Raw genomic sequence first — 6,606 nt, 5'->3', positions numbered from 1 at the left:
CCGAACCGCAGGGGGAGCCGGACCCGCGCCCGGCGCACGTGCTGATGGCCGAATGCGCTGCCGCGGAACCGGACGGGCTGACGCTTGTGTGCACCGGCTCGCTGACCAACGCGGCCATGCTCGTGCGAGAGTTCCCTGACGAAGCCGCAAGGGTCCGCGAGATCATCCACATGGGCGGGGCGTTTCCCGATACCGCAACAGACTGGGAGAACTCCACACCGGACATCCCGCCCGAGGTCTGGCGCGACACGCTGCGCTTCAACCCGCTCTTCGATCCCGAGGCAGCGGCAGCGGTGTTCGAGTCCGGCATTCCCGTCACCGTGGTCCCGGCCAACGTGACCATGCAGGTCTTTCTGCGGCCCGGGGACATCGCCCCCCTTGAGGATTGCGGGCGACCCTTCGGAGAATACCTCCACGCCGCGTGCATGCCGTGGCTGCGCTGGAGCATGAAGACCCGTAAGCTCCCCGGCGCACACCTCCATGATCCCCTCGCGCTGGCGCTGGCCTTTGCCCCGGACATCTGCACCTACAGGGAAATGCTCGTCGACATGGACACGCTCCTGAAACCGGACGGCACGTTTCTCCGAGAAAACGGAAACGGGCCGACAGTGCGCGTCGCGTCCGGTGTGGACATCGCCGCAGCCGAGACGCTGGTGGGCGACCGGCTCAGGGTGTTCGGCAACGTGTGAATTATTCCTGTTTTTTTGATGTAGCCCGCGCGAATCTGATGTACGCTTTCATCTAAACCCGAAACCTCAACTTCCGTACTCGCCATGGCAAACATCAAGCACGAAGCGCCAAGCCAGCGCATGCACTACAGGATATCCGCCCCCATCACCATCGAGATCGGCGACACCGTCTACAAGTCCTCGGACTGGTCCATGGGCGGGTTCCGCATAGAAGACATCGACCTCGACATGCGCAAGGGATACCGCTTTGACGCAGTCGTGAGCATCAACTTTCAGGGATACGCAATCTCCTTTGTCCAAAAAAGCGAAGTGGTCCGCTATGACGCTGAAAAACGCACGCTGGCCGCCCAGTTTATCGACATGGATGAACGCACCAGAGATGTGCTGACCTACTTCAGTCAGGGACTCGTTTCCGGTGAAATGGGGACTGCGGGAGAAGCGATCCGACGCATCGACACACCGGTGACTCCGGTGGAGCTCTCGTCAGCGCCCAAGGGAGAAAAGGTTCCCGCCCGGCGGCAGATCAAGCGCGTCATCGTGGCCGGGCTGTATCTGACCGTGGGCCTAGCGGTGAGCGTTTACATCGCCATCACCCTCTACTCCACATTCTTCCGCATACAAGTGGACGCGGGCGTGGTCGCGGCTCACGTGGAGCCGCTTGTATCGCCGCAGAACGGCATCCTTGAAAAGATTCTCGTTCCGGACGACGGGCGGGTCAGCAAGGGCCAACCCATCATCATGCTCTACAACGCCCGGCAGATGGAAGCCGTGCGGCTGGCAGAGGTGGCCGTGGAAGCGGCCCAGTACCGCTACCGCAACCTGCGCGACAGGCTGGAGGCCGAAAATATCTCGCTCGGCATCTACCGACAGGTGGGCAGCTCGCGCCTCAAGGCGGCGCGGGACAAGGTTGACAAGTTTCAGGAAGAGGTGGAGCTGGCCCGCGCGGAACTCAGGCGCAAGCAGCAGCTTCTTGATCAGGGCGTGCTGAGCCGTTCCGAAGTGGAACGCGAACAGCAGCGCGTCACGACCATCGAGCGAAACCTGCTGGAAGCGCGGGCCGAGCTGCAGATGGCCCGCGACTCCTTTGCCGCACTCAAGAAGGGGCTCTTCTTCTCCGGCAATCAGGTGGAGGGCGAAACGCTCGGCATCAAGGCCCAACTCGACGAGGCCGAGAGCGCGGTGGACATCGCCCGCAAGAAGCTCGAGGTGGCCCGCGAACAGCTCAAGAAGTATGTGCTGAAGTCGCCCTTTGACGGCACGGTGGTCAAGGTCTTCAAGACCGTCGGCAACACCGTGGAGACCGGCGAGCAGCTCGCCATCATCGAAGAGGACAAGGACCGCTTCGTGACCGCCTACCTGACGCAGGACGAGGTGGAGAGCATCAAGCTCGGCGACACCGCCATGGTCTTCATACCCGCCCTCGACCTGCGCGTGGACGGCCGGGTGGTCATGATCGACCGCACCAGCGGATTCGTCAGCGAGATGGAGAGCCGCTTCAAGTGGCGCACCTCGCGCGACCGCTCTGCGCTGGCCATCGTGGAGTTCGCCCAGCAGGACATGCCGGGCCTGAACCGGGAAGTACCCACCGGGCTTCCGGCGGTGGTCAACTTCCGCCGCGTGACCACCTCCGAACTGATGGACCGGCTGTTTGCCATCTTTGGCTACGACAGCGAACAGAAGATGCCCGCCGAAGAGGCGGAGACCATCCGCCGGGGCATCTATCAGGCACCGGTCCCGCCGCCTCCGAAGTTCCCTGACGCGGGTTTCGGACAGACGGAGAACTGATCCATGCCCCATCCGGCCGGTCACCACGAACGGCGGCGGATGAGCGCCGCCCAGTATTTCAAGCTGTACGTCTTCATCGGCCTGCTGCTCATCGGGTTCCAGAGCGTTGCGAACAACATCTGGGACAGCGACTCCGGCCGCGTCATCATCATCCTCGGCGTGCTCGGAACGTGGCGCTACGCGTGGTGGTTCACCCACTTCGTGCGCTCGCTCATCTACGCAAAACTGGCCTATCCCCATAAACGCGCCAAGGCCGAAGACCTTTGGGCCAGCGGCTGGAGACCGAGAGAGGTCATCTACATGATGACCACCTTTCATGAAAAGCGGGACATCACCGAACACGTGATCCGCAGCATCGTGCAGGAGACGCGCTCCGTGGGTGTCCCGGCCCGGCTGTTCGTCGGCACCGGCCATTTTTCCGATGAACGGCTCATCACCTCCATGATCAACCGGCTGGCCCCGAACGACGACATCGAAGTGACCTTCGTGCGCCAGAACCAGCCGGGCAAGCGCGTGGCCATCGGCCTCGCCCTCAGGGCCATTTCGCGGAGCATGGTCCACAAGGACACCCCCGTTGTCTTCATGGACGGCGACTCCATCCTCGCACCGGGATGCCTTGAACGCTGTCTGCCCCATTTTCATCTGGACAGGGAGATGCACGCCCTGACCACCGACGAGATGGGCGTGGTAAGAGGCCCCCGCTGGATGCAGCGCTGGATAGACCTGCGTTTTGCCCAGCGCCACCTCGCCATGCAGTCCCACGCTCTCTCCGGCAAGGTTCTCACGCTCACCGGACGCATGAGCGTCTTCCGCGCCGAAAAGGTCACACGGCCCGAATTCGTGGAGCTTATCGAAAAAGACCACCTGACCCACTGGCTCTGGGGGCGTTTCCGGTTCCTCTCCGGGGACGACAAAAGCTCGTGGTACGTGCTGCTCAAGGACGGAGCCAGAATGATGTACGTTCCGGACGCACTTGTCTGGACCGTGGACGTGGTGGAGGGCGACCCCTATGAGCGCAGCATCCAGAACCTGCTGCGCTGGTCCGGCAACATGCTGCGCAACGGCTCACGGGCCATCGCGCTCGGTCCGCGCCGGGTCGGATTCTTCATCTGGTGGTGCATCGTGGACCAGCGCATCGCCATGTGGACCAGTCTGTGCGGCCCGCTGGCCATGATCTCGGCGGGGTTCGTCATTTCCCCGGTCTTCTTCTCGTCCTATGTGCTGTGGGTCCTCTCAACCCGGCTGCTCCTGAGCATGTTCCTTTTCTATTACGCCAAGCGGGTGGATCTGGCATTCCCGTTCATCCTCTACATCAACCAGTTGGCCGCGGCAGTGGTAAAAATCTACATCCTGTTCCGCCTGCCCATGCAGCGCTGGGCCAACAGGCAGGACCAGCACCTCAACTTTGAAGAGACCCTCAAGTGGCGGCTCAAGACACTCTTTGCCTCCTACCTCACCCTCATCTACGTCTCGGCCCTCTTCTTCTTCGTGCTGGTCTACATCGGGGTGCTTCACCCACCGCCGCTGGACTTTTTGAAACACCTTTTTTTGGACTAGAACCTCAGGGAAATACTCATGATTATCGCAACCATCGGCCTCGGATATGTGGGGAGCACCACCCTCGGCTGCCTTGCCGAGCTGGGGCATGAAGTCATTGGCGTGGACGTAAACAGGGACCGAGCGGAAGCACTTGCCGCCGGAGCCGTTCCCGTGACCGAACCGGGCCTGAACAAGCTCGTCTCGAAGCATGTGGAACAAGGCAGAATCCGAGCAACCACCGACCTTATCGAAGCGCTCCGGACCGCAGACTGCGCCTTTGTCTGTGTTGGCACTCCGTCCACGCGCGGCGGCATGCTTGATGATTCCACCCTGCGCGCGGTGGTGTTGGAGATCGTGCGTGCCCGGCTGGAACTGGACCGCGTGGTTCCGGTCTTCGTGCGCTCCACCGCCCTGCCCGTCTCGCACGGCAGGATACTTGATGACATCACCGCTCTGCTGGATGGCAGGCAGCCCGCAGCCTATGCGGTGCATCCCGAATTCCTTCGCGAAGGAACCGCTGTAGCGGATTTTTTCGCCCCGCCGAAGATCGTGTTCGGCACCAGCGACGAGGCCGCCCTCGGCCCGTGCGACGCGCTGTATCCCGGCATCAATGCCCCGATACTCCAGTGCGGCCCCAAGGAAGCCTCCATGCTCAAGTACGCGGACAACTGCTTCCACGCGCTCAAGGTCACCTTCGCCAACGAAATCGGCCTTTCCTGCGCGGCCATGGGCGTGGACTCGCGCGAAGTCATGGAAATGTTCTGCGAAGACACCAAGCTCAATATTTCATCAAAATACTTCCGGCCCGGATTCGCCTACGGCGGAAGCTGTCTCGGCAAAGACCTTGCCGCGCTCACGGCATACTGTCGCCGTGAGTTCGTGGAAATGCCCATGCTGGCAAATATCCGCAACTCCAACGAAGGCCAGATAGACCAACTTGCGGAGCGGGTCATGGAAACGAATCCCACTTCAGTGGGCCTGTTCGGGTTGGCGTTCAAGGCGGATACGGACGACCTACGCGACTCCGCGCTGGTGAAACTGGCCGAGCGGCTCCGCGGCAAGGGGCTTGAGGTCAGAGCGTATGATCCGGGACTCGATCCCGAGCATCTTTGCGCCCCGAGCCTGTGCTACCTGCGCGACACCGTGCCGCAGCACGAAAGCCTCCTGACCACCGACCCGGAGGCCATGGTCCGCGAATGCGATGTCGTGGTGCTGGGCCGTCACTTCCCGCAGACAGACCTCTCGGCCATGCCGTGGCGTGATGGGCAGCCGCTCTACGACCTTGACGGCACCGGCAGACTGCCGGACACGCGAAGGTGATCGGACTCTACTGGTAGGCTAGGTGTTCACGGCCTTCTGGTAAGCCATGAATTCAAGGAAGGGCATGGGCTTGGCATACAGGAAGCCCTGAACGGTGCTGCACCCGAAGGTGCGCAGCAGGTCGGCCTGTGCGTTGGTCTCAACCCCTTCGGCCACCACGCGCAGGTTCAGACTCCCGGCCATGAGCACCACGGTCTGCACGATGAGCGCGTCGCTGGGGTCGGTCACGATGTCGCGCACGAAAGAGCGGTCAATCTTGAGCGTTTCGATGGGCAGCTTCTTGAGATAGTAGAGCGAGGAGTGCCCGGTGCCGAAGTCGTCGATGGACACCGAGAATCCCATCTCCACCATCTGCTCCAACACAGCCGTGTTCAGGTCGATGTCCTGCATGAGCACGGATTCCGTGATCTCGAACTCAAGCTGCTGCGGACTGACGTTCGACTGCTCCACGATGCTCCTGATGGACTTGATGAGGTCCTTCTGGCGGAACTGGGTGGTGGAGAGGTTGATGGACACGCGGAAATCTGACGGGAAATCACGCCCTTCAATATCCCCACAGACCGTTTCTATAACCTGCTCGCCAAGCTGAACGATAAGTCCGGTCTCCTCGGCCAGAGGGATGAACTCGGCAGGACTGACCAGCGAACCGTCCGCAAGGGACCAGCGAACCAGCGCCTCGGCCCCGACCACACGGCCCGTGGTCAGCGACACCTTGGGCTGGTAGTGGACCACGAACTCCCGCTTGAGAAGCGACTGCCGGAGGTTGGCCTCCAGCTCCAGACGCCGCAGGGCGCGCTCGTTCATCTCTGCGGCAAACATCCTGTAGGAGTCCTTGCCGGAGTCCTTGGCCTGATACATGGCCATCTCGGCATTGCGGATCAGCGTTGCCGGATCGTCAGCGTCCTGCGGGAACATGGACAGTCCCACGGAGGTTGTCACAAAGACCTCCGTGCCACTGATGACAAAGGGCTGCTTAAGCGCGTGCAACACCTTTTCGGCAAAGGAAACCATGTCGGTTTCCCGCACGTTTTCCAGCAGCAGCACGAACTCGTCCCCGCCGTAGCGGGCCACGGTTTGACCGGGCGCGACTTCGTCCACCAAGCGCCTGCCCGCCTGCTGCAAGAGGGTGTCACCCACAGGATGCCCCATGGAGTCGTTGATGTTCTTGAAGTTGTCGAGGTCGATGAAAATGAGCCCGACCCCGGCTCCCTGTCGCGGGCGTGGCCCACGGCCATGGCTATGCGGTCGAGCAGGAGCTCCTTGTTGGGCAGGC

The 6,606-nt window shown here is 61.9% G+C and carries 5 protein-coding genes; 4 read left to right on the top strand and 1 reads right to left on the bottom strand.

The annotated features are described in order from the left end of the window. The 4 genes from JCM12178_RS02585 to JCM12178_RS02570 all read left to right on the top strand — a co-directional run. Nucleotides 1-689: nucleoside hydrolase (locus JCM12178_RS02585; RefSeq protein ID WP_054648499.1), on the top strand; the 689-nt coding region annotated here is incomplete at its 5' end. 84 nt (nt 690-773) lie between these two features. Next, the gene (locus JCM12178_RS02580) at nt 774-2,474 is read left to right on the top strand and encodes an HlyD family secretion protein (RefSeq protein WP_054648497.1); all 1,701 of its coding nucleotides are present in this window, start codon (nt 774-776) and stop codon (nt 2,472-2,474) included. 3 nt (nt 2,475-2,477) lie between these two features. After that, on the top strand, nt 2,478-4,031 hold the full coding sequence (locus tag JCM12178_RS02575) for a glycosyltransferase (RefSeq protein ID WP_054648495.1): 1,554 nt from the start codon (nt 2,478-2,480) through the stop codon (nt 4,029-4,031). A gap of 18 nt (nt 4,032-4,049) precedes the next feature. Next, nucleotides 4,050-5,333 carry a nucleotide sugar dehydrogenase gene (locus tag JCM12178_RS02570; protein WP_054648493.1) on the top strand — a complete coding sequence of 428 codons (1,284 nt, stop codon included), beginning with the start codon at nt 4,050-4,052 and terminating at the stop codon, nt 5,331-5,333. An 18-nt stretch (nt 5,334-5,351) separates the two neighbouring features. Here the strand turns inward: JCM12178_RS02570 and JCM12178_RS02565 are convergent, their stop codons facing one another. Then, on the bottom strand, nt 5,352-6,494 hold the full coding sequence (locus JCM12178_RS02565) for a putative bifunctional diguanylate cyclase/phosphodiesterase (RefSeq protein WP_245628574.1): 1,143 nt from the start codon (nt 6,492-6,494) through the stop codon (nt 5,352-5,354). Between the last annotated feature and the right edge of the window lie 112 nt (nt 6,495-6,606).

The sequence above is a fragment of the Salidesulfovibrio brasiliensis JCM 12178 genome (assembly GCF_001311825.1).
Lineage (GTDB): Bacteria > Desulfobacterota > Desulfovibrionia > Desulfovibrionales > Desulfovibrionaceae > Pseudodesulfovibrio > Pseudodesulfovibrio brasiliensis.
The sequence above is the reverse complement of the archived record's forward strand: the minus strand, read 5'-3'. Positions and strand labels throughout refer to the sequence as shown.

What these genes read in the sequence shown, in the direction of transcription:
- JCM12178_RS02570 (WP_054648493.1), top strand. Translation starts at nt 4,050, where the DNA reads ATGATTATCGCAACCATCGGCCTCGGATATGTGGGGAGCACCACCCTC.
- JCM12178_RS02580 (WP_054648497.1), top strand. Translation starts at nt 774, where the DNA reads ATGGCAAACATCAAGCACGAAGCGCCAAGCCAGCGCATGCACTACAGG.
- JCM12178_RS02575 (WP_054648495.1), top strand. Translation starts at nt 2,478, where the DNA reads ATGCCCCATCCGGCCGGTCACCACGAACGGCGGCGGATGAGCGCCGCC.